Source organism: Vibrio iocasae (assembly GCF_042245395.1).
GTDB lineage: Bacteria > Pseudomonadota > Gammaproteobacteria > Enterobacterales > Vibrionaceae > Vibrio > Vibrio iocasae.
Map to the genome: position 1 here is coordinate 2,687,029 of NZ_CP145311.1, position 26,214 is coordinate 2,713,242.

The window sequence follows — 26,214 nt, forward strand, 5'->3', positions numbered from 1 at the left end:
TGATGCTTTTAGTTTGGTACTCCATCATTCATCTGTAATGATGAGGGCCCGTCGCTTGACGAAATTAATCTAAAAAGAAATTCTTCTACTTCAGCTGCGGGTCTAATTAAGAAAAGGCTACTTCAGTTGAGACCATGAGTAAGCCTATGCCTATTCGTAGATTTACGTTTAGGCTAGTTGGATTGCTCAATATGAGTCCAGATTTTATCGCAGAGTTCCGTTATCTCAGGAATAAGTTCCCACTCAAGTTCTTCGGAACTCATCAGCTCTACCGCCTTTTTGCAGAACTTCACTTTATCTTTGATAGTGCCAGAATCCGCCTCAAAGAACTTACGTTCAACTCCACCTGTTTTTGTAACTGCTTTTTCAAGTGTTCTACCTATTCCAACATTCTTAGCCCGAACACTACGAGACTGTATGTTTTCTAAACGATCTAACTCACACCCACTTGTTCCATTGAACGTTTCCCAGCGCGCTTTGGCAGTTTCTACAACAACATTCAAAGGAAGGTGATTTTCAATTTCTTTAAATGGCAAAAGTGCGAATTTGTCTCCCAATTGAGCTTGCAAGTCTACTGTTCTATTACTCTTACCATCGATATCATGGTCAGCAATCAGAAAAACGTTACTGCTTAGTTTCTTAGCAGGCGTATTATTGCCCTCTACGCTATCCGAGAAATCCCAGTGGGTGATATTACTACCCTGATACTCCATAAATACATAGTGGAGGTTTTCTTGGTAGGAGCGTAATTTGTCAGCTCGCTCTTTGTCGCTCTTATCTATTAACTTTAGGTACTTTTGCATGAAGGCTCTGAGATAAAGCTTGTCTGTGATGCCTTCAACCCATATCGAGCAGTTTGCCAAGAGTACTGATGATGCACGGACACCAAGATCGGCTAGTAGACTGCTGTAGTCCCCTTGAGATTGGATAAATGATATCTCATTATTTTCGTCATCTATTTCTTGCCAAATTCTCTGTATGCCAACATCATCTCTTTCCTGAGCAATATCTATAAAGTGATTTGAATGCGAAGTCACAAAGTACATGTGTTCAGGGAATTGAGACATAACATCTATCAGTATTCTTTGTAAGCTAGCATGCAAGTGTTGTTCAGCTTCCTCAATGAAGAACATGCTTGGTAAGTCTGCATTAAAAATTGGGAAAGTAATGATGATTAATGCCTGTATACCATCCCCCAATAAATAGATAGGCCTTTCTTCTTTATCACCAACCTTGAAATAGACAACATCTTCATCGATTCTAGGTGTTAAAGTCAGTTCTTGGTTTCGAAAAAAATACGTAGATAAGAATTTTTCAAACTTTCTTACTTTCGCTCTTTCTTGGTGGGAGCCTAATAGAGCCTTTTTGAGATCCCTATAAATAGAAGCTCCAGTAAATATAATATGGTCCGGAGCTATAGTGTTGCCATTTTGAAAGTAATCTTTGAGAGTCCTTTCTTTGTATGTGTCTATATCACTTTCGATGTCTGTGTTCACTACCGGTCTTAGCCCACGAAGAACAGGTATATAGGTAAAGCTTTTATAAGTGCTATTCAATGCTACAGATATATCTTGAGCTTTACAGTCAATTAGCACTTGCAAAGCTTGAGTTCTGAAAACCTGCTTAAACTGTTTATTTCTTGTACCAAAAACTTTCGTTACCGCTAAGTCTGCTAGTTGTGGCAACTGGCTTGCGTAGAAAGAGTAATCCTTCATTTCTCTAGAATTAACACATTCTCTAGATAACTGAGCGAAATGCGACTGCACAGTATTTATCTGTGATATCCCGGGTACACCACCAAGCGAGTATGTCAAACGCTCAGCAATAATATCTCCTATCTTATCGAAAGGAAGAAAATCACTATCCAGTGACGAGAAGTTTGAATGTTGGAATATCGACCTAAGTAGTCTGCTTTTTCCAGAGTTGTTGGCACCGAGAAAAACGTTCACCTGCTTTAAGTTACCAAGGTCCCATATCTGGTTATCCTGATTCTTAAAGTTTTTCGCAATAGATTCATCTAGTCGAATCCTATTAATCAACTTCCCTTTGGGAGTAGTGATGAAATCGTTATACTTAGTATTCAATTTGTACTGACCAACCGACGGTTATTTATGTGATTGTAAAACAGGCTCTGAGTAAGTAGTTTTTAGAAATATTGCCTTTTATACTTTTCTTCTGATATCTAAAACTACTCTACCAACAATCTTCACGCTCAGTTCATCCACTGCCAGAGTAGAACCATTAAACGCGATAGCCAACTGCTTACCAGGTAATCTTTGAATTTCGTTAAGCGACATCAGGCCATCCATATCCACTAAATACGTACCACTTACTGCCTGATTAATTTCTTTATCGATGATGACCGTTGAATCTTCTGTGGTAACTGCCATTGGGTTACGAACGCCGATGCTGTTAAGTAGCGAACGGTCAAAGACAAGGGCTTCTTTATGAACGAGCTGGCCGTTTGAAAGTTTGAAGCTTTGAATAGATAGGCTTTTATCTTCCGATTTTGTTAGACGTCTTGATATCGCTTCAGTATTGCACTCGGTATTTATTAGCTCTTCTGCAATTTTATACAACTCACTTTCAGGTAAAGCGAGCTTCTTCACGGGAATACCCAGGGCCAAATGCAATCGAACTATTAGCTCATGTGAGGTTCTATCGTGTTTAGCCCACGTGCTAAACGTTGACTTAGGCACTCCCAACAAATTTTCAAGTTCTTGATGAGATCTGCAACCTAATGTTTTTTTTAGGTTATCTACGAAAACTGACCCTTTTAGGTACTCATATGGTGGGATTTTTTTATCTGCGTCCATTTGACCCGCTTTTAGATGCATTTCACACACAGGCTAATAAATCGCCTAAACAGGCTTGATATCAGCTCATTTACGATCAATAATCTTGTTGTATTTGAGCTAAACAGCATGACAAGCCTTGAGAAAGCTCAAATAAACATGAATGAATTTAAGAGGATAACACTATGCTTTCCTATACTGTAGCCCCACAGGCGCCATTTGTTACCCATGACAAATATATGGAGCTAACCGGATTGCCAAAAAGCACTCTGGACGACCTTATCCGAGACGGCAAAGTCATCGTCAAAAAGAAAGAAAAACGTGGGCAAAAGATACTGATAAACATGGTTGCTATGCACGAGATAGCTGCACGTGAAGCCATTGAATTCTTGGGGTAATGCTATGAAATTTATCCCAAAACCATCTGCCGCTGCTTGGCGGTTTTGCTTCGAGACTGTGGGGTGGCTCATTTTTATCTACTCCGCGATTCCTTTCGTCTTCTTTAGGATTTTCGGATATGGATACTAATGTCGCCATGTGCGAATTACGTGAACGCAAACAGCGATGTTATGACGCTGTTTGTTGTGATTTCGCGCTCAATCACAACATGGAAAAACTAGCTCAGCGTATCGGTGTGAAAAGCGGAACCATGCTCCGCAACAAACTTAACCCAGCTCAACCCCATAAATTAGACCCGATTGATTTGGCGCTTCTTTGCAAGGAATCGGGCGATTTCACCATCCTTAATACTCTAATGGCTGATCTTGGTGTGGTTACTGTCCAGGTACCAGACCAACAAGACAACAAAAACCTAGTCGAGAGAACGTTACTTAACAACGTCTACTCTGGTGAGCTGTCTAGCGATGCATTGAAGCTGTGCAACGCAGACCGTTTACCCCGCAGCAAAAAGCGCAAAACCTTAGTTAAAGCCCAAGCAGCTTTAGGCAATTTGGTTTTGTTCATCAGCGAATTAGAAGAACGTACCACTGGCTTACACCCTCTTGTACAGATGGGCTCTGAGATCTTAGCCAACGGTTCACCAATCCCCGGAATCGCCTAGGAGCCAATCATGCAAACACAAGATATCCCTGTTTACTCTCATCCATCACATCTGCCTTGCCCTGATCTGATGAGCAACCCGTTAACAGAAGCCCAGAAAGAAACAGGGCTTAAAGGTGTTCAAAGTGCTCGCCAACATTTGATGGAAATACAGCTCAAGCCACTGCGAGAAAAAACAGCCGAGCTTAAAGAACGCGGTAAAGCCACTGACAACCTGTCAGAGCAGAAAACTATCACCAACGAGATAGCCCGCATTCAAAGAGAAGCCCAACGTATTCAAGAACGTTGGGGATAACCCCAAACCTATATCCCTAGCCATTTGACCAATAGGTCACGCCCTCAACAGGGGGCGATTTTTTACAACCTAAATTTGTGTAGGAGCAAATTATGAAAGATAGACATGGGCGACATATTCCACCAAGACCAGTCCCACCTAAAACCGAGCTGACGTTAGCTACTGAAGCAAGAGAAGATGCAAAAGGTTATTTAGCTAAAGCTGAAACCTGTCTGGAGAAAGCTCGTGAAGTTCACGACCATACATTATCCAGTCAGCGAAAGATTGCGTTCGCTCTGAGTTCCCTTATCGGTAAACCAGTAGAGCTGAATGAAAGCAATTTCGCATGTGATGTTGTTCGAGCAATAGAAGAATCCGAAGAGCGTATTAATCAGCGTCAAGAGCTTGAAGTAATAAACACAATTATGGGTTTAGCCAAAGATAATACTGATGTGCTTCATATCTTTTTATCGTACCGAGCGCACTTAGACCAGCTAGAAGTCTGTGTTCATCCTGCCGACTTAGATTACCTGACACAAGTTCGTATTACTTTGTTGTGGAGCGAAGTTTGGCTTAACAATAAGAACGAATCAAAGGTAGGTAAATCGCTAGATAATCTTTTAAAGCTAGAAGATGAACTCATCGAACTAATTGCAGAAGCTCGTGAAAAACAGCAATTAAAGGTGGAAGCATGATGTACTCCGCTGTTCGTTTATGTCCGGATGGTGGTGTTGTCCGCCACCCGGATACACAAGAAGTCGCTAATGAAACTGTTGGCGATTTCGACTCAATTGAAGATGCCATCAAACAAGCTTGTGAAACCTTTAAATGTATTCAGCTTAAAGACGAAGTGATCTCAAAAGGACGCTTTAAAGGTGGATACATGGTTGTAAGCACTCAGGAACTGGAGGCTGTATGAACATGGAAATCAATGAAATTAGATGTGCAATTGATGATGCTCGAAAGGAGTATGAGCAAGGCGAGGAAATCGCGAATAGCGCAGAAAGGTTACTGGAAGCAGTATCAGAGCTATTGGACTGTATGCAAAAAGCAGATACAGGCAGGGTATTGGAACGAATTAGTCAATTAGAGCAGTCGGTTGCGCTAAGCTATTCTAAAGCTGGAAGAAACGCTAGACCTGACCTAGCAGACAAACAACTCCAAATAACCTCTGAGCTCGATGGATTGTATTTTAGCCTTGGTAAAAAACGTCCTAAATTTGCATGCGACGATTTCCCTCCAACAAGGTTTCGATAAGCATAAATGCATTACTTATCAGAGCCAAAAGAAATAGAAAAACACCTAGCGCCCTTATCACCTTTAGATGGGGCGCTTGCTTGCATTCCCCATAACTATCAGCCAATAGATATTGAGCCTGATGACCAAAATTTTATTGAAAGAGACTTATACCAACTCAACCCACAAGACCATCAATGGCGAACTAAGAACAAGTACTTTCAAGATTTACCGATCTATCTAACTAAGTACTTTGCGAAACGTTATAAAGACATATTCAAGAAAAAAGGTCGCAGCGAAGCAAACAAGTATCTCCGGGAAAAAATGGCGCCAGCGAAGAAACGGGCTCAACTGGTATTGCGCAAATACAGTCACCTTCCCAATACCCACAAAATTGCTTTGCTCTGTGAACACAACTCAGAACAAAGTGATTTTCAGTCGAACCAGCAAATTAAGTTCGATTTTGAACGTATCGAAGAAAAAGCTAAACCAGCCAAAGCAAGAATATTGGCAGAGCTTGAGGTTGATGAGCTTACTGATATGGCATTCAAACTATCCAGCCTGGTCGTAAAACTGCAAGACGAGCTGACGACAGATATTAACTGTGAAACAGATTCAGGCTCATACATCGCTAGTTTAATGGTGTTCAGACGAACCGTAGATCTAGTAAAGAGCTTTGGTTTCGCTCCACCTGTCGACCCTAGAAAAGTAACAGAAGAAAAAGTGTTTCAGGCCATCTCCAAAATGCGCGACGAGAAATGGTTTCTCACCAAGTTAAAACGAGCCAGAAAGCTAATGCGTGAACACTTAGCTATTGCAATGGGTCAGGTATCTTCAAAAGCTTCAGCATACTGCTCGTGGGATTGTGTTCGTGAACATCAGGACCAACAAAAGAAGAACTGGGAGTTCATCAAGAATCAGTCTCTTTGGGAAGAACTGACAGAAGAAGAAATAGAGCTTCAGGGCATGGTTCTGAAGAGCCAGGCTAACCCGGTTATTCGTCGTCATGAGCTAATGGTTCGAACTCGAGGCTGTGAAGACATTGGCAATGCAATGGATTTACAAGGCCTGTTCCTGACACTGACTGCTCCATCCAAGTACCACAACAGTTATAAGAAAGGCGGCTTTATCCCTCACTGGAACGGAGCCAGCCCTGCAGACACGCAACGCTACCTAAACCACGTTTGGCAACTTATCCGCTCAAAGCTTAGCAATAAAGGATTGCGCTGGTTTGGTGTTCGTGTGGCAGAACCGCATCATGACGGAACCCCACACTGGCACCTTCTAATCTGGGTACAACCAGAAGATGTTGACGCTATCAGCGAAATTTTTATTGATTACGCGACTCGCGAAGAGAAACAAGAGCTAATTGACAAGCAAGGTAAGTTCGACCACACACCACGCTGTGATGTTGGGCTTATCGATCCAGAAAAAGGGACAGCTACCGGCTATATCGCTAAATACATTTCTAAAAACATTGATGGTTATGCGATGGATGATGATGTATCCGACGAAACAGGCAAACCAGTACAGGAAATGGCTAAACATGTAACAGCATGGAAGAGCCGTTGGAACATCCGACAGTTTCAGTTCTTCGGAGGTGCACCGGTGACTACTTACCGGGAGTTACGTCGTTACGCCAATCTGGATAAGGCGTCTTTCCTTAATTACCTGACCATGCTTCACCGCAATCAGATACTCCAAATCTATCGTGATCTTACAGAAGACCTCGTTGGCCCAGCTATTCCTGATCACAAGCTTGATAACAGTGAGCTGTTTAAACGCCTTGGTGAACGATACCAACCAAGCATTGAATCTAACAATGCCAATGTGGTGAAAGCAATGCAGGCTGCTGACAACGGTAACTGGCAAGATTACATCATGGGACAAGGAGGCCCGTTTGTTAAACGTACAGACCTGCTTATTCGCAATGCATACGAAACACTGCCTTTCGCCAGCCCTCACGGGGAAGACGTTAAGAAAATCGAAGGCTTTGAAGCATTCGGAGAGAAGTATAAAACCCGCACCAGAATTTGGACGATTAAGCCGAAGTCGAAAGTGATTGATGAAGCCGAAGGTACTGCCAATGGGAGCGAAGCGACCGAATTTGGAGCCTCTGGCTCCTCTCGGAGTTCTGTCAATAACTGTACGGAGCACCCTCCAGAACAGGTTACCAATAAGGTTAAAAGAGAATTAGATCCACTCGTTGAACATGAGATTCGAAGGCTAATTCTGGAATATGACCACCCAGATGAGTTCGAACAGCAACTCAGAGAAGGTAGATGGGTGGTAGTTGAACAGACAAATGAGAACACCAAGAGCGTGAAAGTGCTGTTTGGGGACGGCCAGCGCCGACCAGACCAGATAGTTTACCGAAATGAAGAGATTACAGACCTCAGTTGGCTGGGTTTAGACAATGTAGCTGCCCCAGTTCCTGCAACTGATGAAGATGAATATCTACAACCAGATTTAAGTCTGTTTTAAGGAGTAGATAAAGATGTTGATTACCTGCCCTAAGTGCGAAAGCAAAGCCCGGATTGCGACACCTAACCCCTTGAGTAAAGAGACCTGTGAAGTGTATTGCCAGTACCTCAACCTAAGTTGTGGTCTTGTTTGTACTACGTTGACAATTGTGAACAAGATAATTTATTTGGGTTACACCTTGGATGAACCCTTCCATTGGATGCTGAATGTTTAAACTAGCCGTTTTCATCAGTGTCAGTAGCTTTTACACCTTAATATATCGTTCTTCGCCTCAAAAAATGAGCAATTAAAAAATGAAAATCAATAATTTATTTAAGGTTATTTCACTTAAAATTGAGTCTTAGCCCCTTATACAGTTGTCAAAAAATTTTACAGTTCACATACATATATAGAGGCATTTCAAACACTTAGCTTATGGTCTAAATTATGCATCCAAATGCATTGGACGAAAAACACAAGTATATGGAGATATGTATGAAACCCCACATAGTTACAAGGGTTGGTAGTATAATTGTTGGTTTAATGTTCTTTACCTCAGCACAAGCCATTCAAATTACTACAAATACTGACCCAGATGAGCTAGTAGACGCACTGGTAATACCAAATTCAGGAATAACAGTTACTGGGAGCTATATTGACTATGGTTTACCCTTTGATGGCGAGTTTCCGGGAGATGGTGAGTTCCCAGGAGACGGAGAGTTCCCAACCGATGTCTTCAGTGCATTTTCTCTAGATAGCGGAGATCCCGCCCCTCCATCACAGTCCGGTATTTTTACTAACGCTTCAGGAACATATGGACTACCAAGTGAAGGCGGTATAGTTTTTAGTACCGGTAATGTGCAAAATTACGAAGATGGTCCTAATACTTCCGATGACATCACTAGCGAGTTTGGCACTATTGCGAGCGAAGCTCAAAATGATCGATTATCTGAACTAACCGGACAATCTACTCACTTTGACCCTATCGAGCTCGGATTTACATTTGACGTGAGTGATGATGTAGATACTCTCTCATTTATTGCTGCCTTTGGTTCTGAGGAGTTCCCTGAATATGTTGGAGGTAATGTTACTGACGGTTTCGGACTGTACATCAATGGTGTCAACGTGGCGGGAGCACAATTAAGCGGCGCTGGCCCAGATGATCCTTTACTGCCAATTAATATTGATCATCCCGATTTCCTTCCTATACCAGGGACAGAACTGGACGGATTGTTAGCTCCTAACAACATACCTTTGTTGAGGTTTGATGTTCCCGTGCTGCCTGGTAGTACAGGAAACACCTTGGAGTTTTTACTTGCAGATGCTTCGGATTCAGCTGTTGATACAACTATATTTTTAAGTAGTTTTGGTAATTTTGATGTAGAAAGTGGTGAATCTGAGTTTACACCTATTTTGCCAGATGCAAATAACCCAACGAATGATGAAGGTGAGTTCGTATTTGAGTTACCCGAGATTATTAATATCGGAGAAACTATTTGGTTTGACCCAGACATAGCGACAGGATACTTCTATTCCACCGATGGACTATTTGCGAGTGTCACAGCTCCTTCTCTTGCCTCTGTTCCTGATCCGAATGGTTATATGTTGACTTACAATGATGGCATATCGGACATAACTATCGCATTAGCTGCCGGGGAGACATATTTGTTCACCGTGCCTGTGAGCGAGTTTACCCTTGAAGATATTGACGTTTCACTGATGCTCGATCCAACAGATGCGACAGCATTCGTAACCGGTGTTTCTTTTGATCAGCCGGGAACGTTTATTACACAATCACCAATCACTACATTTGTAAGCGACCCAACAGACATCCCAGAACCACCACTTTTCTTTGCTTTTTTGATGTTTACGGTATTATCTTTATTGCATAAGCGGAAGTAAGTTTTATATAGCCAACCCCGCGATATAGCGGGGTTGTTTCCATGGAGGAATATATATGAGGTTCATTGGGCTAGTACTAGTTTTACTTTCATTGACTTGTAACGCTGCAGACGTTAACAGCAAGTTTGCGGTAAAAGGGGCTGGTCGTAAAAGTTGTGAAGACTTTGTACGAGTAATGGACAGTAAAACTAATGATTATTACGTTTATGGAGGTTGGTTAGAAGGTTATATCTCTGGATACAACCAATCTCAAGTTGATAACTATGACATAGCCCCGTGGCAAAGCACCGAGTTGATGTTATCTCTAATAAAACATCAATGTAAGACTAACAAAGAAATGCCATTCCTTACTGCAACCAATATGCTTATTAAAACGCTGTTTCCGGTTCGATTGAAACAAGCAGATAGTTTAGTGAGAATCGATTTCAATGATCATCACTCATACTATTATCAGAGCACTCTAATTAATGCTAAACAACGTTTAAAAAAGCTTGGTTTCATTTCTTATGAGATAGATGACTCCTTTGAGGATAGAGATGCTAGTGCATTTTCCGAGTATCAGAAAAAAGCAGGTCTAAGAGTTACGGGTGTACCTGATCAGGTTACCCTATCTACATTATTCCTAAAATCTCGCAAGAAGTAACTTAGCATCAATACATATATAAGGCATTACAGTAAAACACCGAGCAAGATCGCTAGTCTCTTAAATACGCACAAAAACGATCTAAAATGCTCTCTATATCCGCAATCAAAAACAGCCCTTGATTCAGTTTCCACAAGGGCTGTGTTCCAATCAACCTACCGAAAAAATGTGCTCTCAGAATCGCGAACTTACAGTATGGTATTTTGGTGTGGAGGGATGGTGAGCCCGAAATAAGCTCTGTGTAATTCCTTACTATTCGACTCGATTATATTTCTCAGTTGCTGAAAAGCAGACCAAATTCAAACTCCTGAAAAAACTTGTGTATATACAATGAAAAATACTGTACATTCATACAGGTGATTTCAGAGAGGTTGGCTATGTCACTAACAGAAAAAGATATTTTCCAGCAGGCGTTAGAGGTAATAATAGACGGAGTTGCCCAGAGCCACACGGAAGAACAAAGGACACAGGCGGGAATTTATCTGGCCGGATTGGTAATGGCAGATAACAAAGGCAGGCTGGATTCAGACAAAATAAAAGCCATTTGGAGTTTGATCGAAATGGCTGGCGAGGTAGATAGTTCAGATATATTCAGTTAGAGCATCGAAAGTTGTTCGTGGAGTTGTTTCTGCTTTTCAGGGGAAAGTGCACTAACCAGTCTAACGGCCAGGTCACTGGTCGTTTTTGCTGATGGGCTTAAGGTATGGCTGTAACACAAGTTCACCACAAAGCTATGCCCACATTCCGGGTCTGAACAGGAGCAGTAAAGATCTGAAACCTTCGATGTGATTCGGTTGGTTTTCCCAATTCGGGCTTTCGCCCCACAATCCGGACAAATAACTCGCATAAGCACTACCTAACTGATTGACTGACTAGATCATAATACTGCAAAAGGCTGTATTTTTGTACAGGCTTATACTGCCATTAAAAAATTACTTGAGGATTACTAATGGAGTTAGCATCACCTGATGATATCGCATATCTACGAATGCTATTTTCTCCTTTTGATACGCGAAAGTCTGCTGTTGATTTTAATAAGATTAAAGTCACTTATGACCTTTTTGCAGGAGAACAGCGAGGGATTGTTCATCCGAGGCTAATCTATGAATACCTTCGCGAATCAAAACCATTGCCCAGACAGGGATATATTATGATTGTTGAACTGATGACAGCGCGTTAATTCGCAATCAGTTGATTATAGTCTTGCACCTGGTAATTTATACAGGCCGTATAAATTACCAGGTGCTAGATAGAGGCTATACTATGAAATTGATTAAACTTGAAAGAACTGGAACTCCTGTTTACGTTAACCCTGCAAAGGTATCCGCGGTAATACCGTTAAACCCTAACCTGAGTAAAGTGGTAATGGATGATGGCTCTGATTATTCTATTAACCAGCCAGCCAAAGATGTAATTGAACGATTGCAGTCATAATAATCATTCTTCGCTTCCCGTATTCAAATCAAATTGTACCTTCAGCGATCCAGAGGTTTCTGGATCGCTATTTATTTCATCAGCAATCAGTTTACACACTGGCACAATCTCATCTTTAGCGTACTCACTGCCTATTTTCACCGGGTCGCCCATATTGGCCGTTCCCTGAGGAATAATGCCTGCTTTTCCTGTCGGAAATCTGTGAGAAACCAATATGTCCTGCGAGGTAATATTTTTAATACGCTCGAACTCATCTTTCGTGGCAATGTCTCCAACTGGTATTAACTGAATACCTTTCTCGCTTCCTCCTGGAATATTCACAAACATACTGCGGAAGTTACCAATACCCTTTGAACTTTGGATTGCTTCCTTCATATATTTCTCATCTTCCACACTCAGGTTTTCATCATTTGCGTAGAAGATAAAACCCATATGTGCACCATTCTTGTAATATCGACGACGAAATAAAGTTGCATCGGTATTCAGCAATCCACTTTGAATACCTCCCAGATAATCCGGCAGACCATAAATTTGTTGTGCCGGGTCGTATTGAGGAAGAAATATCACATCTTTTTGCTTATAAACTCGCTGCTTATTATCTCGCTCAAGTACGACAAAATCCCCATTTTTGCGCCTGCGCATATGCATGCCCGGCAACGGGTGCAGTCGTACAACTTTTCCGAACCCATTACGAATCTTTAATAATCCGCCATCCCCAAAGGTAAAATAGTCGCGACAAAAGGCTTGCATCTGCCTTAAACGCATCCCTCCACCTGTCACAAAGCGTGCTGCTACGTAATTAGCTCGCGCTATCAACAGTGAGCCGTGATATGCGTTGGCACGTGATATTTCGGATAAACCATTACGGGATATTGGGGGCTCCCAATAATCATCCATTTCGTTATAAAACAACTCTGAGTATGCGGTCATCCAGCTACTAGAATCAACGGGCTCTGGAGTCGGGTCAAAGGAATAGACTGACGATGATTCTTTTTCGTTGTCTTCTTGCTTGCTTAATATTTCTTTGCTCTCGGTCATGCTGCTGTGGTCCATGTGGATTTTCGTACGTGAAGGTCTAAAGGTTCATTCGCGACTGCGTGTGATATTGCCCAGAAAGCATCGGCATGGCCTGTGGTTGCACTGCGCTCTGCTTTAAATGTCATGGCGTTACCGCTCTGGGTCGGTACTCGCTTAATAGCCATAAATGCCATAGCAATGTCTTTGTGTTCAGCATCGAACTGAATCCGCTTAGCTTCGGTGACATCAATCATCTTCATCACTAGGCGGTTCTTATTCTCGTTGCTGTAGTGAATGGCTTTGGCTTCGCGTGGATGCTTCTTAGATATCAGATCCCATACACCACCACCGATGCCAGTGGTATCCACTCCGATATAGGTCACGTTGTATCGCTTAAATACTTTTTCTATTTCCGCAACGTGGTACTGGAAGTTCAGCCCTTTCCAGTAATGCTTTTCCAGAATCCTGAACTTTTCACCCGGTACAGCTGGCGGTGCCACCACAACTAAGCAGGCATTATCCCGAGTTCGGGAAGGGTCATAACCCAGCCACACTTCACGTGCTCCGAATGGCCGCTTGTTGTTTGGCTTGTAATCCTGCCAGTGAGCGGAGTCCACCATGCCTTTTTCAAGGTCAGAGAACTTGAAGACAGAGAGCGAGCCATCCACAAACACGCACATAAACAAGTTGTTGAAATCGTCTTCGCTGTATTCATCGCGCAGCTCTTCGATATCAAACAGGTCACAACCACCTTCGGCTGCATCTTCAATGGTGACAACATAACGCCACTGCTTATCTGGGCACTCTTTACCACCATCGCGAAACTCATCGAAAGACGGAAACTCAATGTATTTCCGAGTGTCTTTCTCGCCGCGCCATTTATCGCCAGTCCAGAATGGGTAAGCCTGATGCATCTTGCTTGATGGCGTAGAAAAGTAGGTTTTACGCCACTTTTTATGAGTCGCCATTGCCGAAGCAAGTTTGTTTAGCTCATCAAACTTAGGGATCCAGAAGTACTCATCCACATACACATGGCCGTGGTAACTCTGCGCGGTTTTACTGTTGGTTGAAAGGAAGCGAAGCTCTGCACCGTTTGAAAGAATAATCGGGTTACCAGACAGTTCTATATCTAAGAACGCTTTGGCGATAGCAATAATATAACTGCGGAATACCTCAGCCTGAGCGCGGGAAGCAGAAAGGAATATCTGGTTATCACCAGTCAGAATTGCATCTTCCAGCGCTTCACCACTGAAGTAATAGGTAGCACCAATCTGACGAGATTTCAGGATATTACGAATACGCTGCTTAATGTTGTCACGCATTGTATGTTGGTATGCAAACAAAGAATCGTGCCAGCGCTGAAAGTCTTCTGCTTCTATTCCTGAAATATCGTTTTTGCGTTTACGGCCTCTTTTCTTTTTACTACCTGTGGAAGATGAAGACGGCTGATGTGAATGGGCTCCATCAGATTGGGTTGATTTCGATCCTCCGTCAACCGAGACTGCCTTTTTCAGCTTTACATGATGAGAGATTAATCTGTCCATCTCCTTCAACTGCTGATCCGTTTTCTCTTCCTTTTCAATCAGCACCGCCAGCCTGCGGGTGATCATCTGCTCTACCGATAAATCATCCAGCAAAGCCGCCCAGCCAAATTTCTCCGACCAGGAATAAACAATGCGCTCACTATTTAGCTTGAGTTGGGTTGCAATCTCTTTAGGAGTAAGCCCACGTAAAAACAGCTTTTTCGCGGCTTCTCTGATTTCTTCTGAATATGCCATAAGCGCATCATACGCGCCGAAAACACTCAAATGACTAACCAAAATTCGGATGGGTTCGGATATCGCTTAAATCCGAATTTTCAGGAACTTAAGTGCATGAATCGACTTATTTAAAGGCGTATTGTTTGCCGTATCAAAGATGTATTTGACGTAATTTGAACAGGCAAATAACACAAATGAGCAAAACCTCAGACTGGAAAATTGTTGCTACTGAAGGCTCTACGGTAGACGGTAGAAAAATCACAGCATCCTGGATTAAGGATATGGCTGAGCTGTATTCTTTAGATGAGTATCCCGCCCTCATTTGGCCTGAACATTCCCGTTCTCGTTGGGATGTATACCAAGGGAAAAACTGGGGCGAAGTTATCGCGCTAAAAGCGGAAAAGAAAGACGGAAAATTACGTCTATTCGCTAAGCTAACACCCAACAAATACCTACTCAATGCAAATGCAGATAGCCAAAAGCTATTCACATCCATCGAACCTGATCCTGATTACAAGGGTGAAGGCCGTTGTTACCTAACTGGCCTAGCTGTGACTGACTCCCCAGCCTCCACTGGTACAACGCGCCTTAAATTCTCTCGTAATGACCAAAGCACAGAGCTGGAATGCAGCGCACTGGAAGAACTTAATCTGGATGATTGCTTTACACGTTCTGATCGCTTTTTTGCTATGTGCACCAAATTCTTCACTTCTGACGAGCAGCCGGAAGTATCCACCGAACCAGAGGACACTGACGTGACCAAAGAAGAACTAACAGCAGCACTGAAAGAACAGTTCAGTGTGATGAAAGGTGAACTGAAAACTGAGCTAAATGAAGAGTTCAGCAATAAGTTCGCTCAGAAACAATCGCCAGTCGAACCAGAGCCGGAAGTGAAAACCGAAGGAGTCACCGCTGAACAGTTCTCTGTCGAACTAGCCAAAGCGCTACAGCCAGTAACAGAAAAGCTGAATGGACTTGAAACCAAGTTCAACAAGCTTGCCGATGAAGTGCCGAACCAGGAACCAGAAGGTGAAGGTACAGACAACAAATTCTCAGCCAAGGAGATGTTTTAAATGCTAAATGCTGTAACAACTCAATTCCTTGAAGAATTCTCTTCTGCTGTAGCAGAAGCCGCAGGTGCAGCGCCAACCGCAAAGCACTTTAACATTACGCCGCCAATGGAATCGAAACTGCAGGAAGCGATTAAGCACTCTCACAGTTTCCTGAACATGATTCACCTTGGTCTAGTTGATCAGATTAAAGGTCAGGTGGTTGATGTTGGTCTGGATGGCCTTGCAACGGGTCGTGTTACTGATGGCCGCTTTAGTGTTGGTGTTGACCAAAGTGGTAACACCTACGAACTGACAAAGACAGATTCCGGTGCTCATATCCCTTGGGAACTGATGACTCAGTGGATTAATTCAGGTAGCAAGAACCAGTGGCTAAACTTGATGAAAGACTCCATTGCTAAGCGCTTTGCGCTGGATATGCTGCGTATTGGTTTTAATGGTACTTCCATCGCCACACCAACTGACCCGGTTGCGAATCCGCTTGGTCAGGATGTTAACAAGGGCTGGCTGACCATTGCCAAAGAAAAAGCCGCGGCTCAGGTTCTTCCATCAGCGAAGTTAGATCCAACAGGCGCAGCTGCCGGTTCTTATAAGAATCTGGACTCTCTGGCTCAGGATTTGATTAACACAACTATCCATGAAGTACACCGTCAGGATGACGACCTAGTGATTGTGATTGGTTCAAATCTGGTCGCATCAGAGCAACACCGTTTGCTGGAATCTGCGGACACACCAACTGAACACAAAGCGGCTCAGTCTCTGGCTAAGACCATTGCTGGCAAAAAGGCCTATGTTCCACCTTTCTTCCCAGCCAATGCGATTTGGATTACCAATCTGAAGAACCTGCAGATTCTGACTCAGAAAGGTACCCAGTGGCGTAAGCAAGAAAACAACACTGATCGTCTTCGCTTTGAAAGTAACCATATCCGCATGGAAGGTTATGCAGTCGGCAACTTAAACAAGTTCGCAGCGATTGAAGACGTCACTATCGTCCAGCCTGCATAAGGGATAACTCATGCATAGCCCATTAGCAAAACAACGTCAGCAGATATTGGATCAACAGGCAAAAGGGGAAGCGGTTGCCGTTGCCCCTAACACTGAAAGCTTGCACCTAAAACTGGTTGAGTTCGAAAACGACAAAAAGGCGCTGAAGAACATCAATTCCATTGCGGAAAAGGCCAAGCATAAACGTGAAGTGCTGATCCCAAAATATCAGCCTTCTGTTGAAGCCTACCTTGAAGCGGGTGAAGTGTTCGAAAACCCAATCTTTACGCTGATGATTATCTGGCTGTTTGACATTGGTGATATGGAAACCGCCATCAACTGGCTGACCCGTGCTATCGAGTTGAACATTCCAACCCCAGCGGGCTTTAAGCGCGAAGACTGGCAAACCATTTGTGCTGATGAAGTACTTACTTGGTCAACGGAGCAATCCAAGAAAGGTCAGTTTGTTGAGCCTTACTTTAGCCAGGTAAAAGAGAACATTTTTGGTGGCTGGGATATCAACGAAGCGATTAAAGCGCAGTACCTGAAGTTTGAAGCTTTAGAACTGCTAATGAATGACAAGCGCGAACCGCAGCCAACGGCTATCGGTGACGTAGATGCACTGAAAAAGTCCATTGAGCTGATGGAGCAGGCTGAAGCACTCCACAGCAAAGCGGGTGTTGGCACTATGCGCAAAAAGGCAGAACAGCGAGTTCGAGCACTGGAAACAGGCAAGAACCTTTAAAGACTCCTACACCGTCGCGCCTCCTCTGACGAGGGTATGACAGCTAATTAGCTAATCAGAACCCGTCGACTCAGTGGTTAGAGGCGCCCTATTTGAGGATTAGCAATGTTTAGTGGCTCATCAGGTACCGATTATCAGGACACCACCATCACCAATGACGGCTTTTGGCCGAATGTGAATGCCGGTGATTTTGAGCGCAAGCGTGGTACTCCTACCGCGCAGGATGATGAGCGCATTGCTAATGCTGTAGTAAACGCCATTGTGTCGGTCAATCTGGAGCTGGAAAAGCTGAAAGATAAGTATCTGGATGAAGGGGTGGCGAAAGCGGCTGACGCACAGGTGTTCCCGAAAACTGGCGAAAAGAACCACTTGGTGATTCAGTACGAATCCGCCGTATTTGCCAGAGCGAAAGCGGATTTACTGCCGGACTTCTCAACGGTTCATCAGAAGGATAAAGGCGACCATCTGGCAGAACGTAGCCTTGAAACCAAAAGCGAGTTACTGGCTGAAGCTGTGCGAATTACTCGCGCTATGTATGGCAAAGGCCGAGCAGGAGTAGACCTGTTATGAGCACGCAATATCAGGCGGGTTACAAACTCCGTGATCTTAAAGCGCATATTGCAGCGTGTGTTGGGAAACATATCGCTAAAGGGCTTGATGCAGAAATGCTGGATGTGGAACTCATTCTGACCCCAAAGCATATGGGGCATGGCATGAACATGATGAATCAGCGTTATGTCGCAGAGTTCTACTTTGATCGGTTCCCGTTCAAGAAGTACGACCCTGCGGTGCTGTTCGCCAATGTGGGTGGTTGGTTGATGGATAACGATGGTGAGCGTGAAGAAAACGACAACCTGGACGATCCCGAAATTGAAGTGGTTATTGAAGATGAAGACAGCGCAGAAATCATCATCAATGTTCATTTCGAAGAGCCAGTGAAGGTCGTTGAGAACCTCAATGGTGATATCCACTGGCGCGGAAAGCGTTGGAGCATCGAACAGTATGAAATTTGGGTGGCTGAAAATCTGACTGATGTGAGCGTTCGATGATTGAGTTCGATGCCAACGATAAGAGTTTTCTCAGAGCGAAAGAGCAACTTGAGTTGTTGGGACTACCGAAGAAATCACGACAGCGAATATTGAAAGAGCTGGGTAAGTACTACACCAAACAGACGCGCAAAAACATCCGCGCCCAACGTGGACCAGATGGAGCACCTTGGAAAAAGCGTCAGAAAGGCAGACGCAAGATGATGCGAGGCTTCACCAAAAAGCTAAAGCATTTCCATAAAAACAAAAACTGGGATCTGTTTGTTGGTTGGCCTTCTGCCCGCGGAACTGTGGCATTTGCTCACCACCACGGAAAAGAAGAACAAAGTGGCCTGACTAAGCGAAAGCGCCAGGCTAAGAAAAAGAAAGAGCCATCAAAGTCGGAACCCGCGACCAGAGAACAAGCGAAAGAGCTCAGAGATTTAGATTATCGCCTGCCAAAACAAGGCAGACAGAAGCGAGGCAAGAAGCCAACCATCAAGTTCATTATGCAGAACATGACCGTTGGTGAAGCTGCAAAGAAAATTCAGGAGCTGGAAAACAGAACCCCAGCCCGAAGTTGGGACATTAACCGTCCAGAACGTCGCTTAATCGGAGCCAGCCCTAAACGGGTTGCAATGATTATCAAGCGGGAAATGAAGCGAATCAGGAGCAACTAACATGGCATGGCCTACCGTCATAATCAAAATTCTCAACATGATGAACGGACCTATTCCGGGTGTTGAGTTTCACTTCTTATTTTTAGTCCATGGTGTGGTTGAGGGCGAAACCCGCAACCTCATCATGATCGATAACACTACTGATCTGGATGATGACCAGTTCAGCAAAGTGAAAGCCGAACATCTTAAGATGCTTAAAGCCGCTCAGCTCAATGGTAAACAAAACTGGACAGCGGGCGTCATGATTCTGGATGAAGCGGACAACTGGCAGGACGCCGTGTTCAAGGCTAATGAAACATCCAGCTTCGAAATGAATGTGATTGGTTGGCCTGCCACGGATAAAACTCTGTTGGAAGCGGCGATTGCTCTGCGTACTGAGCTTAAAAACAAGTTAGGCCGTGAAGTTGGCATGATTTGTACTACTCCAGGTATCGACCCAGGTGCGGCAAATGGTCAGGACTGGGCTACTTGGTTAGCGACAACAGTAGCAATCCAAAATACGGTGGCGAGTGAATATATCTCTGTCGTTCCTCAGGTTCATTTAGATAACTCCACCGTTGGTATTTATGCCGGTCGTTTGGCGAATCAGGAAGTTTCTATTGCCGATTCTCCTGCTCGAGTAAAAACAGGCAGTGTGTTAGGTAGCACCGATTTAGCCGTCGATAAGCTGGGCAAAGCTTTAGAGCTAGCAACGCTGAAAGCACTGGAAAGTAACCGTTTTGCGGTACCGATGTGGTATCCCGATTATCCGGGGCAATATTGGACAACTGGACGCACGTTAGATGTACCAGGTGGTGACTATCAGGATATCCGTCATATCCGTGTTGCTATGAAAGCCGCCCGTAAGGTTCGTGTTCGTGCTATCGCCCGAATCGCTGATCGAGAGTTTAACTCAACACCATCGAGCGAAGCGGCAGCAAAACTTTATTTCACTCAAGACCTGCGCGAGATGGCAATGATTACCAAGATAGGTGATTACGAGTTCCCAGGTGATATCAAGCCACCAAAAGATGAAGACATCACCATTACCTGGCACAACAGTACCGATGTGGAAATCATGCTTGTTGTTCGCCCATACGAATGCCCGGTAAGTATCACCGTTGGCATCATGTTAAACACAGAAGTAGGAGCTTAATCCATGAGTGCAAGATTTAGCGGAATGAACTTCGATGTGAATATTCATGGCGTGATGGTTCATGTTGAAAGTGCCAGCGCCACCATTACGGATGAATCGGAAGTAGCCAAGAGCCGCGGGGTTCCCGATGGACATACACCTGGTGCGGTCAGCTGTGAAGTTGAGTATGAGCTTGACCTGAACAACTTCCGCAAAGTGCAGCAAGTAGCCCGCAACGCTGGTAGTTGGCGTGATGTCAAAGCGCACGATTCCATGTTCTACGCCAATAACGGAGTTGATGAAGACAAGATAGAAGTCTTCGGTGTGAAGCTGACACTGGAAGAGCTGCTGAGCATCGATCCGAGCAGCTCAGACAAAACTAAGCGCAAGATTAAAGGCTTTGTCACCAGTCCGCACTTCGTAAAAATCAACGGTATCCCTTACCTGAGTGCCGATGATACGCGGGGGCTAATTTAACGGATGCCGGATTTATTAGATCATGCCAGTGGTATCGAAACCCAATTCACAGAAGTGGCGCTTGCAACCCAGCTTGAGCGGGCTAGACAAGCGGCCACGAAAGAGAGTGAAGAGTTCTGCCTTAACTGCGGTGCGGAAATTCCGCAAAAGCGAAGGGAGTACGTACCGGGCTGCAAACACTGCGTTGAATGTCAGGAACGAGTTGATAAGGGGATATTGTGACCAGAGAAGAATTTATTAAACGCTGGCCGAACTTCAAACCAGAAGAGTTCGCCTGTAAGTGCGGAGAGTGTGGTCCTGAAAGTGGCCTGAACATAAACCCGAAAACCATGGATAGACTGCAAGACCTACGTTACGACCTTGATTTTCCTTTTGTCGTGACCAGTGGCTACCGTTGCCCCAAGCATCCTGAGGCAATGAAAAAGGATGAGCCTGGTGCCCACGGTCATGGGCAGGCTGTTGATATTGCTGTTTCTGGTAGTCGAGCGCTTTCAATGATTTGCGCTGCACCTGTGTATTTTTTCACTGGTGTGGGTGTTAAGCAAAAAGGCAAAAGCCGTTTCATTCATCTGGACGATATGGAAGCCGCACCAAGCCGCCCACGTCCTTGGATTTGGAGTTACTAATCATGAGTTTTTTAACCGGAATCATCGGCAAAACCCTTTTAGAGATCATTAAAGGTCTGTTCTTCCGTATCACCTGGAAAGTCATTCTGGAACGCTTTGCGTCCCGAGCCGTGATCTGGGGACTGGAGCAGCTTCGCGACCTGAGCACCAACGATGTTATTCAGGAAACCGTTGATGACGTTATCTATTCACTACGTGGCAAGCGCCTGAAAGAGATTGAGCAAAGGGAGTGACTATGGATGCAAACTGGGTAAATGCACTGATTGGTCTGGCTTCGTTCCTGACCTTGTTACTCAGCTTACTGATTGGATATCTCTTTCGGCTTTCGAAAGAGGTATCTGAATACAAAACCTATGTTGCCAAGCATCACGCGACGAAAGAAGAACTGAAAGACTTGGCAATTCGTCTGGAACGTCAGATTGAAACTGGCTTCAACCGGATATACGAAACCCTGAATAAGAGAGATGCCGCATGAGCAAGAAAGTAGAAGTGACGATTGGTGAGAAAGATTTCGAGTTCACTCCAACTGTAACTGACCACAACAACTACTTGAACGAGATGATGCCCAATAACAAAGTGGCGCCAATGCACACCTATCTGACTCGAACGGTAAACCCAGACCAGAAAGACGAACTGGTTGATCTGCTTAACTCAGTACCAGGCTTAACGTCTGAAGTGTTTGCAGAAGTGACTACTGCATCGAAAGGCGGCATTACGGTCACGATAAAAAACTAAAACAGCGGGCAGAGCGCATAGAGGAAAACCCTCTGGAACAAGCTCTGGCCCTGCGCCGTCATTATCTACCGAATGAAGAAGATGACGCGCAAAACCTAGCTCGGGCTCTCTGGCTGGATAAACATATCTGCGAGAGAGAGGAAGTCTCAATCAGAAGCGCAATCGGAAAACTGTTTAAAAAGTAATGAACGAGAAGCTACTCATGCAGATTGGTTTGGTTGATCAGGTCACCAAGCCACTTCGCGGGATCACCAAAGAGATGCAAGGTGCCATGGATATGGGACGCAAAGGCGTTCAGAACATGGCTACTGGTGCAGCGGGTTTGGTGGCTTCTGGTATGGCCGTGCAAAGTGCTCTGATGCCAGCGATTGAGATGGACAGAAAACTGGGTGAAGTGAAGTCGTTAGGTGTGCATGAAGAAGCATTGCAAACCCTTCAGGCTACCGCTCTAGAGTTTTCCTCGGAATACGGCAAATCAGCCACAGAGTTTGTGGCGGCTTCCTATGATATTCAGTCGGCCATCGCTGGTTTATCTGGCGCTGAGCTTTCACAGTTTACCAAAGCCTCTGGCGTTCTGGCTGCTGCGACCAAATCGGATACCGGAACCATTACAGCGTACATGGGCACCATGTACGGCATCTTTAAAAACCAAGCCAATGAAATGGGCAAAGGTGAATGGGTAGAACAGGTTGCAGGCATGACAGCCAACGCAGTACAAATGTTCAAAACCACAGGTAATGAGATGAGCAGTGCCTTTACCAGTATTGGCGCGGAAGCAACGAGTGCTGGTATCTCTATGAATGAGCAAATGGCGGTACTGGGTACGTTGCAGGCCACCATGAGTGGCAGTGAAGCAGGCACAAAATACCGAGCTTTCCTTAGTGGTGTTGCGAAAGCACAAGATAAGCTTGGTATGAGTTTTACCGATAGCCAGGGGCAAATGCTGCCGATGCTGGATATTCTGGACAAGCTCAAAGGTCAGTATGGTGACACGCTAGATGTGGCTGAATCTGCCGAGCTTGAAAAAGCTTTTGGTACCAAAGAAGCCACCGCACTGATTAAGCTGATGATGGCTGATACCGATGGATTAGCCCAAAGCATTGAGCAGCTTGGTGCTGTCAACGGTATGAGCAAAGCCGAGCAGATGGCATCCGCCATGACCGACCAATGGGAACGCCTTGAATCTTCATGGTTCGCGGTTCGCGCGGCTGCTTTCGGTATCATCTTACCTGCTATCAACTCAGTGGTTGGCGCAATGGCCGATGGTATTATGGTCGTGACTGGCTGGATTGATGAGTTCCCATTACTGGGTGAGATTCTAAGCTGGGTAGCGATTGGTGCCCTGTCCCTTGGTGGCGTGGTTGCAAGCCTCTCTTTAGCCTTGGGCATTGGACAAATGATGTCTGCGGGCTGGGCGGTAACAATGGGCACACTAAATGGCGTGCTTAAGTTACTGCGTATCAATGTCATTTTAGCCACTGCTCAAGCCTGGTTATTTAACGCAGCCCTTTGGGCTAACCCGATTACGTGGATAGTTGCGGGTATTCTTGCTCTGGTGGGCGCTGTGGCTGCGGTTATCTACTGGTGGGATGACCTAACCGCTGCCTTTGGTGATACATCCTGGTTTGATGTTATCGCTGGCGCGATTCATGGCATCGTGAACCTTCTGAATAAGATACCAGGCGTTGATATTGAACTCGACGCTCAGGTAGCGACACCGGAAGTGGGTGCCGCTGTTGAAGCAGAGCGAGTTCAAAAACAAGTTCCAAGTATTGAAGAGCTTAGCCAGCAGGCGATGACCTCAGCATCTGGCAGCGACGGCCAATCTCTTCTACCACATATGCAATCTCAAAACATCGCTCAGCCATCGCCAGCGGTCATAAACAATCTAACGACGTCCAATCGAAGTCAGGGTGGTTCCGTTCGCCAGTTTGGTGATGTCTATATCACGACTGAACAGGGCTTTACACCTGATCAGTTAGCCGAATGGGAAGAACTCAATGCCGGATAAAGAGTACATCGACATTAAGGTGGTAGATGGTGGCTGGGATATCGACGCAGGACAGCAAGCCGCGCTGTGTGATGACCTCTATAGCATCGCGCAAGATATCAAACACGCCATCATGGAATCCGGCCTTGCCCGTGAACTGGTTGCCGAACGTAATCCGGCATTAAGAGACGATGTGCTGGTACAGATAGAACAGGTGGCTGAAAAAGATATTCGCATTATACCGGGAACCGCAACGGCGACTGAGCTGGAAGCGGGCAACATTACCCTGACGGCTACGGCATATAAGTTTGGTGAAGTGAAGGTGACGACATGAGTAGCAGACCTAAAGCAGATTTTATCGCGATCTTATCTCAGTCGGGTGTGCCGGTTACCGAAGAGGCGATGGAAACCAAGCTGAAGCAGGAAGTATCCGGTGCGGGTAGCGAGTTGTCTAACGATTCAGAGATGTCTCCGTTCTGGCGCTGGGTTCGTGCCGCGGTGATTACTCCGGCTATCTGGCTTATCCGCATTCTTTTGGCCGGGCACGTCATGCCAAGCATGTTTGTCGGTACCGCAGAGCGTTGGGCATTGGAGCTAAAAGCGTGGGAACTGAATGTTGATATCAAGCAGGCAGTGAAGACCCAGGGCAACATCACCATGACGAAGGCCAATGCTGATGATGTGGTGACGGTTTCAGCCGGTTCTATTGTTCAAACTCTGCCGATTGATGGTGTGGTGTATCAGGTTCAGGTATTAGAAGAAACCATCCTTGAAGCTGGAAAAGCGACAGGCCAAGTACGGGTTGAAGCCATAGAAGCAGGCGCGGCTTACAACCTCTCTGCCGGTTACTTCAATATTCTGCCCGAAGAGATACCAGGCATTATCGCAGCAGAAAACGAACCGGACTGGATTACCCGCTCTGGTGCTAATGAAGAAACAGATGAAGAGTTAGCACTCAGACTGCAGAACGCTTTTACCAGTTCGGGTAACTGGCACATTGATGATGCCTACCGCGCTATTATTTCCAGTGTGGCGGGTGTTCGTAGCGATAACATTTATTTTGAAAACACCGGACATATCACGCCTGCAACCGCTAATGCTTATATCGTGATGGAGGTGGGACCAACCCCACAGGCCATGCTCGATACGCTAAACAAGCATATTAACGATGATGGTAATCATGGCCATGGAGATGTGCTGACCTGCAAGGTGATTCCAGACAGCAATCAGGATGTGATTGCCGATGTTGTTCTGATTGCCAATTTGACCGAAGAGCAAAAGTCCGCGGCTAAATCAGAAGTAGAAAACCGCATTCGCGCTGCCTTCCGTGAGTCCGAAGCCTTTGACGAAATGACCCGAGCGAAGCCAGAAAGCCGCTTTAGTCTTTCACTGATGGCGGGTGAAATTCACAACAACATGGATACGGTTAAATCGGTAAAGCTCACCGTAGGCGGAAAGGTTCAGGAAGACATCATCAGTGGGCTAGAGCAGCCTCGACTGAGTAGCCTTACGGTTCGGGAGGCGTAATGTCTGATATTGAGGATAAAGCCTCCAAGCTAGAACAAGCTCCGACACCATGGTGGCAGGATGGCATAACCACATCAGAAGAAATCAAAGAGCCTTACTACTTATCCAGTGGAGTGTTTGCTTTTTTCAGGCTCATTTGGGGCTGGTTACAGTTTCCGTTAAAGCAAATGGACGCACTGACCTGCACCGAGTCGCTACTGAATTTACTGGCATGGGACAGAGACATTACCCGTTTTAACGGTGAACCGTTAGCGCTGTTTCGTAAGCGGGTGAAGTTCGCTGCCATCAATGCAAAAGACTCCGGCAGTGTTGCCGGATTTAAAGCCATATTCGAGCGCCTAGGGATTGGTATTGTTGCTTTCAAAGAGCGGGAAGATGCCGTCCAGTGGGATATCTGCACCATTGAGCTGACCGACAACGATATCTCGCAGAACAGCAAGCTCATTCAGACTCTGATCGAGCAGTACGGCAGAACGTGCAGGCGGTACCGCTTTCAGGTGACGTATCCGGCAGCTGTTTATGTCGCGGGTGGCGAGTTTTCTCACTCGTTCGCTATCTACCATGCCTCCGACAAGCTGGAAATGACCATCGAGTTTGTCCCACACAGAATTGAACATGCGCAGCAGGTATTTGTTGCCAGCTTAGGGAGTAACTAAAC

36 protein-coding genes are annotated in these 26,214 nt (G+C 45.1%); 31 read left to right on the forward strand and 5 right to left on the reverse strand.

Going from position 1 to position 26,214, the window contains the following annotated elements; translation table 11 throughout:
- Window positions 1-173: 173 nt before the first annotated feature.
- Both SNR28_RS22015 and SNR28_RS22020 read right to left on the reverse strand, forming a co-directional pair.
- Window positions 174-2,084, reverse strand: a complete 1,911-nt coding sequence (locus SNR28_RS22015) for an AAA family ATPase (protein WP_375750916.1) — start codon at window positions 2,082-2,084, stop codon at window positions 174-176.
- 78 nt (window positions 2,085-2,162) lie between these two features.
- Window positions 2,163-2,837, reverse strand: coding sequence for a phage repressor protein CI (locus SNR28_RS22020; protein WP_375750918.1), 675 nt, complete (start codon window positions 2,835-2,837; stop codon window positions 2,163-2,165).
- Window positions 2,838-2,980: 143 nt separating this feature from the next.
- Here SNR28_RS22020 and SNR28_RS22025 point away from each other — a divergent pair, with 143 nt between their 5' ends.
- The 11 genes from SNR28_RS22025 to SNR28_RS22075 all read left to right on the forward strand — a co-directional run bounded on the left by SNR28_RS22025 (window position 2,981) and on the right by SNR28_RS22075 (window position 10,971).
- A complete protein-coding gene (locus SNR28_RS22025) occupies window positions 2,981-3,193 on the forward strand; it encodes a hypothetical protein (RefSeq protein ID WP_375750919.1) in 213 nt (70 codons plus the stop codon).
- Between the two features lie 119 nt (window positions 3,194-3,312).
- Window positions 3,313-3,855: a phage regulatory CII family protein gene (locus SNR28_RS22030; protein ID WP_375750920.1), complete on the forward strand. Its 543-nt coding sequence runs from the start codon at window positions 3,313-3,315 to the stop codon at window positions 3,853-3,855.
- Between the two features lie 9 nt (window positions 3,856-3,864).
- Complete coding sequence (locus SNR28_RS22035) at window positions 3,865-4,149, forward strand: hypothetical protein (protein ID WP_375750921.1); 285 nt, start codon at window positions 3,865-3,867, stop codon at window positions 4,147-4,149.
- Between the two features lie 92 nt (window positions 4,150-4,241).
- Window positions 4,242-4,823, forward strand: a complete 582-nt coding sequence (locus tag SNR28_RS22040) for a hypothetical protein (protein ID WP_375750922.1) — start codon at window positions 4,242-4,244, stop codon at window positions 4,821-4,823.
- On the forward strand, window positions 4,820-5,047 hold the full coding sequence (locus tag SNR28_RS22045) for a hypothetical protein (protein ID WP_375750923.1): 228 nt from the start codon (window positions 4,820-4,822) through the stop codon (window positions 5,045-5,047). The genes SNR28_RS22040 and SNR28_RS22045 overlap by 4 nt, the downstream gene beginning before the upstream one ends.
- Window positions 5,044-5,385, forward strand: coding sequence for a hypothetical protein (locus SNR28_RS22050; protein ID WP_375750924.1), 342 nt, complete (start codon window positions 5,044-5,046; stop codon window positions 5,383-5,385). The genes SNR28_RS22045 and SNR28_RS22050 overlap by 4 nt, the downstream gene beginning before the upstream one ends.
- Window positions 5,386-5,391: 6 nt before the next feature.
- Window positions 5,392-7,848 carry a replication endonuclease gene (locus tag SNR28_RS22055; RefSeq protein WP_375750925.1) on the forward strand — a complete coding sequence of 819 codons (2,457 nt, stop codon included), beginning with the start codon at window positions 5,392-5,394 and terminating at the stop codon, window positions 7,846-7,848.
- A gap of 13 nt (window positions 7,849-7,861) precedes the next feature.
- Window positions 7,862-8,062 (forward strand): ogr/Delta-like zinc finger family protein, encoded by a 201-nt coding sequence (locus tag SNR28_RS22060; protein ID WP_375750926.1) that lies wholly within the window; start codon window positions 7,862-7,864, stop codon window positions 8,060-8,062.
- Window positions 8,063-8,322: 260 nt separating this feature from the next.
- Complete coding sequence (locus tag SNR28_RS22065; protein ID WP_375750927.1) at window positions 8,323-9,729, forward strand: choice-of-anchor L domain-containing protein; 1,407 nt, start codon at window positions 8,323-8,325, stop codon at window positions 9,727-9,729.
- Window positions 9,730-9,784: 55 nt separating this feature from the next.
- Window positions 9,785-10,372: a peptidoglycan-binding domain-containing protein gene (locus tag SNR28_RS22070; protein ID WP_375750928.1), complete on the forward strand. Its 588-nt coding sequence runs from the start codon at window positions 9,785-9,787 to the stop codon at window positions 10,370-10,372.
- Between the two features lie 377 nt (window positions 10,373-10,749).
- Complete coding sequence (locus tag SNR28_RS22075) at window positions 10,750-10,971, forward strand: hypothetical protein (RefSeq protein ID WP_375750929.1); 222 nt, start codon at window positions 10,750-10,752, stop codon at window positions 10,969-10,971.
- Here the strand turns inward: SNR28_RS22075 and SNR28_RS22080 are convergent.
- Window positions 10,968-11,219, reverse strand: a complete 252-nt coding sequence (locus tag SNR28_RS22080) for an ogr/Delta-like zinc finger family protein (RefSeq protein ID WP_375750931.1) — start codon at window positions 11,217-11,219, stop codon at window positions 10,968-10,970. The two genes, SNR28_RS22075 and SNR28_RS22080, sit on opposite strands and share 4 nt — an antisense overlap.
- 102 nt (window positions 11,220-11,321) lie before the next feature.
- On the opposite strand from SNR28_RS22080, the gene SNR28_RS22085 reads away from it, so the two are divergent.
- Complete coding sequence (locus SNR28_RS22085; RefSeq protein WP_375750932.1) at window positions 11,322-11,552, forward strand: hypothetical protein; 231 nt, start codon at window positions 11,322-11,324, stop codon at window positions 11,550-11,552.
- Between the two features lie 83 nt (window positions 11,553-11,635).
- Window positions 11,636-11,806, forward strand: coding sequence for a hypothetical protein (locus tag SNR28_RS22090; protein ID WP_375750933.1), 171 nt, complete (start codon window positions 11,636-11,638; stop codon window positions 11,804-11,806).
- 3 nt (window positions 11,807-11,809) lie between these two features.
- Here SNR28_RS22090 and SNR28_RS22095 read toward each other — a convergent pair whose 3' ends face one another.
- Entirely contained in the window at window positions 11,810-12,844 is a 1,035-nt protein-coding gene (locus tag SNR28_RS22095) for a phage portal protein (RefSeq protein ID WP_375754143.1), read from the reverse strand.
- A complete protein-coding gene (locus SNR28_RS22100) occupies window positions 12,841-14,601 on the reverse strand; it encodes a terminase large subunit domain-containing protein (RefSeq protein WP_375750934.1) in 1,761 nt (586 codons plus the stop codon). Before SNR28_RS22100 ends, SNR28_RS22095 begins: the two co-directional genes overlap by 4 nt.
- 176 nt (window positions 14,602-14,777) lie before the next feature.
- Between SNR28_RS22100 and SNR28_RS22105 the strand changes: the two genes are divergently transcribed.
- From SNR28_RS22105 to SNR28_RS22190, 18 genes are all read left to right on the forward strand, one after another.
- Entirely contained in the window at window positions 14,778-15,656 is an 879-nt protein-coding gene (locus tag SNR28_RS22105) for a GPO family capsid scaffolding protein (RefSeq protein WP_375750936.1), read from the forward strand.
- The gene (locus SNR28_RS22110; protein ID WP_375750937.1) at window positions 15,657-16,658 is read left to right on the forward strand and encodes a phage major capsid protein, P2 family; all 1,002 of its coding nucleotides are present in this window, start codon (window positions 15,657-15,659) and stop codon (window positions 16,656-16,658) included.
- A gap of 10 nt (window positions 16,659-16,668) precedes the next feature.
- On the forward strand, window positions 16,669-17,382 hold the full coding sequence (gpM, locus tag SNR28_RS22115; RefSeq protein ID WP_375750939.1) for a phage terminase small subunit: 714 nt from the start codon (window positions 16,669-16,671) through the stop codon (window positions 17,380-17,382).
- Window positions 17,383-17,487: 105 nt separating this feature from the next.
- Window positions 17,488-17,952 (forward strand): head completion/stabilization protein, encoded by a 465-nt coding sequence (locus tag SNR28_RS22120; RefSeq protein WP_375750941.1) that lies wholly within the window; start codon window positions 17,488-17,490, stop codon window positions 17,950-17,952.
- Complete coding sequence (locus tag SNR28_RS22125; protein WP_375750942.1) at window positions 17,949-18,431, forward strand: phage tail protein; 483 nt, start codon at window positions 17,949-17,951, stop codon at window positions 18,429-18,431. The genes SNR28_RS22120 and SNR28_RS22125 overlap by 4 nt, the downstream gene beginning before the upstream one ends.
- Window positions 18,428-19,087, forward strand: coding sequence for a phage virion morphogenesis protein (locus SNR28_RS22130; protein ID WP_375750943.1), 660 nt, complete (start codon window positions 18,428-18,430; stop codon window positions 19,085-19,087). Before SNR28_RS22125 ends, SNR28_RS22130 begins: the two co-directional genes overlap by 4 nt.
- A 1-nt stretch (window position 19,088) precedes the next feature.
- Window positions 19,089-20,222, forward strand: a complete 1,134-nt coding sequence (locus SNR28_RS22135; protein WP_375750944.1) for a DUF2586 domain-containing protein — start codon at window positions 19,089-19,091, stop codon at window positions 20,220-20,222.
- A 3-nt stretch (window positions 20,223-20,225) separates the two neighbouring features.
- Window positions 20,226-20,678, forward strand: coding sequence for a phage protein (locus tag SNR28_RS22140; RefSeq protein WP_375750945.1), 453 nt, complete (start codon window positions 20,226-20,228; stop codon window positions 20,676-20,678).
- A gap of 3 nt (window positions 20,679-20,681) precedes the next feature.
- Window positions 20,682-20,900 (forward strand): TraR/DksA C4-type zinc finger protein, encoded by a 219-nt coding sequence (locus SNR28_RS22145; protein WP_375750946.1) that lies wholly within the window; start codon window positions 20,682-20,684, stop codon window positions 20,898-20,900.
- The gene (locus tag SNR28_RS22150; protein ID WP_375750947.1) at window positions 20,897-21,304 is read left to right on the forward strand and encodes a D-Ala-D-Ala carboxypeptidase family metallohydrolase; all 408 of its coding nucleotides are present in this window, start codon (window positions 20,897-20,899) and stop codon (window positions 21,302-21,304) included. The genes SNR28_RS22145 and SNR28_RS22150 overlap by 4 nt, the downstream gene beginning before the upstream one ends.
- 2 nt (window positions 21,305-21,306) lie before the next feature.
- The gene (locus SNR28_RS22155) at window positions 21,307-21,537 is read left to right on the forward strand and encodes a hypothetical protein (protein WP_375750948.1); all 231 of its coding nucleotides are present in this window, start codon (window positions 21,307-21,309) and stop codon (window positions 21,535-21,537) included.
- Window positions 21,538-21,539: 2 nt separating this feature from the next.
- Window positions 21,540-21,779 (forward strand): hypothetical protein, encoded by a 240-nt coding sequence (locus SNR28_RS22160; protein WP_375750949.1) that lies wholly within the window; start codon window positions 21,540-21,542, stop codon window positions 21,777-21,779.
- Window positions 21,776-22,039 (forward strand): putative phage tail assembly chaperone, encoded by a 264-nt coding sequence (locus SNR28_RS22165; RefSeq protein ID WP_375750950.1) that lies wholly within the window; start codon window positions 21,776-21,778, stop codon window positions 22,037-22,039. Before SNR28_RS22160 ends, SNR28_RS22165 begins: the two co-directional genes overlap by 4 nt.
- Before the next feature lie 50 nt (window positions 22,040-22,089).
- Window positions 22,090-22,224, forward strand: a complete 135-nt coding sequence (locus SNR28_RS22170) for a DUF6890 family protein (protein WP_375754144.1) — start codon at window positions 22,090-22,092, stop codon at window positions 22,222-22,224.
- A complete protein-coding gene (locus SNR28_RS22175) occupies window positions 22,224-24,050 on the forward strand; it encodes a phage tail tape measure protein (protein WP_375750951.1) in 1,827 nt (608 codons plus the stop codon). The genes SNR28_RS22170 and SNR28_RS22175 overlap by 1 nt, the downstream gene beginning before the upstream one ends.
- Window positions 24,040-24,363 carry a DUF2590 family protein gene (locus SNR28_RS22180; RefSeq protein WP_375750952.1) on the forward strand — a complete coding sequence of 108 codons (324 nt, stop codon included), beginning with the start codon at window positions 24,040-24,042 and terminating at the stop codon, window positions 24,361-24,363. The genes SNR28_RS22175 and SNR28_RS22180 overlap by 11 nt, the downstream gene beginning before the upstream one ends.
- The gene (locus SNR28_RS22185; protein ID WP_375750954.1) at window positions 24,360-25,556 is read left to right on the forward strand and encodes a baseplate J/gp47 family protein; all 1,197 of its coding nucleotides are present in this window, start codon (window positions 24,360-24,362) and stop codon (window positions 25,554-25,556) included. Before SNR28_RS22180 ends, SNR28_RS22185 begins: the two co-directional genes overlap by 4 nt.
- Window positions 25,556-26,212: a phage tail protein gene (locus tag SNR28_RS22190; RefSeq protein WP_375750955.1), complete on the forward strand. Its 657-nt coding sequence runs from the start codon at window positions 25,556-25,558 to the stop codon at window positions 26,210-26,212. Before SNR28_RS22185 ends, SNR28_RS22190 begins: the two co-directional genes overlap by 1 nt.
- The last annotated feature ends 2 nt before the right edge of the window (window positions 26,213-26,214 follow it).

Bases quoted from the DNA above. Each gene is read 5' to 3' on its own strand.
- SNR28_RS22020 (WP_375750918.1), bottom strand. From the start codon at position 2,837: ATGCATCTAAAAGCGGGTCAAATGGACGCAGATAAAAAAATCCCACCA.
- SNR28_RS22025 (WP_375750919.1), top strand. From the start codon at position 2,981: ATGCTTTCCTATACTGTAGCCCCACAGGCGCCATTTGTTACCCATGAC.
- SNR28_RS22030 (WP_375750920.1), top strand. From the start codon at position 3,313: ATGGATACTAATGTCGCCATGTGCGAATTACGTGAACGCAAACAGCGA.
- SNR28_RS22035 (WP_375750921.1), top strand. From the start codon at position 3,865: ATGCAAACACAAGATATCCCTGTTTACTCTCATCCATCACATCTGCCT.
- SNR28_RS22040 (WP_375750922.1), top strand. From the start codon at position 4,242: ATGAAAGATAGACATGGGCGACATATTCCACCAAGACCAGTCCCACCT.
- SNR28_RS22045 (WP_375750923.1), top strand. From the start codon at position 4,820: ATGATGTACTCCGCTGTTCGTTTATGTCCGGATGGTGGTGTTGTCCGC.
- SNR28_RS22050 (WP_375750924.1), top strand. From the start codon at position 5,044: ATGAACATGGAAATCAATGAAATTAGATGTGCAATTGATGATGCTCGA.
- SNR28_RS22055 (WP_375750925.1), top strand. From the start codon at position 5,392: ATGCATTACTTATCAGAGCCAAAAGAAATAGAAAAACACCTAGCGCCC.
- SNR28_RS22060 (WP_375750926.1), top strand. From the start codon at position 7,862: ATGTTGATTACCTGCCCTAAGTGCGAAAGCAAAGCCCGGATTGCGACA.
- SNR28_RS22065 (WP_375750927.1), top strand. From the start codon at position 8,323: ATGAAACCCCACATAGTTACAAGGGTTGGTAGTATAATTGTTGGTTTA.
- SNR28_RS22070 (WP_375750928.1), top strand. From the start codon at position 9,785: ATGAGGTTCATTGGGCTAGTACTAGTTTTACTTTCATTGACTTGTAAC.
- SNR28_RS22075 (WP_375750929.1), top strand. From the start codon at position 10,750: ATGTCACTAACAGAAAAAGATATTTTCCAGCAGGCGTTAGAGGTAATA.
- SNR28_RS22080 (WP_375750931.1), bottom strand. From the start codon at position 11,219: ATGCGAGTTATTTGTCCGGATTGTGGGGCGAAAGCCCGAATTGGGAAA.
- SNR28_RS22085 (WP_375750932.1), top strand. From the start codon at position 11,322: ATGGAGTTAGCATCACCTGATGATATCGCATATCTACGAATGCTATTT.
- SNR28_RS22090 (WP_375750933.1), top strand. From the start codon at position 11,636: ATGAAATTGATTAAACTTGAAAGAACTGGAACTCCTGTTTACGTTAAC.
- SNR28_RS22095 (WP_375754143.1), bottom strand. From the start codon at position 12,844: ATGACCGAGAGCAAAGAAATATTAAGCAAGCAAGAAGACAACGAAAAA.
- SNR28_RS22100 (WP_375750934.1), bottom strand. From the start codon at position 14,601: ATGGCATATTCAGAAGAAATCAGAGAAGCCGCGAAAAAGCTGTTTTTA.
- SNR28_RS22105 (WP_375750936.1), top strand. From the start codon at position 14,778: ATGAGCAAAACCTCAGACTGGAAAATTGTTGCTACTGAAGGCTCTACG.
- SNR28_RS22110 (WP_375750937.1), top strand. From the start codon at position 15,657: ATGCTAAATGCTGTAACAACTCAATTCCTTGAAGAATTCTCTTCTGCT.
- gpM (WP_375750939.1), top strand. From the start codon at position 16,669: ATGCATAGCCCATTAGCAAAACAACGTCAGCAGATATTGGATCAACAG.
- SNR28_RS22120 (WP_375750941.1), top strand. From the start codon at position 17,488: ATGTTTAGTGGCTCATCAGGTACCGATTATCAGGACACCACCATCACC.
- SNR28_RS22125 (WP_375750942.1), top strand. From the start codon at position 17,949: ATGAGCACGCAATATCAGGCGGGTTACAAACTCCGTGATCTTAAAGCG.
- SNR28_RS22130 (WP_375750943.1), top strand. From the start codon at position 18,428: ATGATTGAGTTCGATGCCAACGATAAGAGTTTTCTCAGAGCGAAAGAG.
- SNR28_RS22135 (WP_375750944.1), top strand. From the start codon at position 19,089: ATGGCATGGCCTACCGTCATAATCAAAATTCTCAACATGATGAACGGA.
- SNR28_RS22140 (WP_375750945.1), top strand. From the start codon at position 20,226: ATGAGTGCAAGATTTAGCGGAATGAACTTCGATGTGAATATTCATGGC.
- SNR28_RS22145 (WP_375750946.1), top strand. From the start codon at position 20,682: ATGCCGGATTTATTAGATCATGCCAGTGGTATCGAAACCCAATTCACA.
- SNR28_RS22155 (WP_375750948.1), top strand. From the start codon at position 21,307: ATGAGTTTTTTAACCGGAATCATCGGCAAAACCCTTTTAGAGATCATT.
- SNR28_RS22160 (WP_375750949.1), top strand. From the start codon at position 21,540: ATGGATGCAAACTGGGTAAATGCACTGATTGGTCTGGCTTCGTTCCTG.
- SNR28_RS22165 (WP_375750950.1), top strand. From the start codon at position 21,776: ATGAGCAAGAAAGTAGAAGTGACGATTGGTGAGAAAGATTTCGAGTTC.
- SNR28_RS22175 (WP_375750951.1), top strand. From the start codon at position 22,224: ATGAACGAGAAGCTACTCATGCAGATTGGTTTGGTTGATCAGGTCACC.
- SNR28_RS22180 (WP_375750952.1), top strand. From the start codon at position 24,040: ATGCCGGATAAAGAGTACATCGACATTAAGGTGGTAGATGGTGGCTGG.
- SNR28_RS22185 (WP_375750954.1), top strand. From the start codon at position 24,360: ATGAGTAGCAGACCTAAAGCAGATTTTATCGCGATCTTATCTCAGTCG.
- SNR28_RS22190 (WP_375750955.1), top strand. From the start codon at position 25,556: ATGTCTGATATTGAGGATAAAGCCTCCAAGCTAGAACAAGCTCCGACA.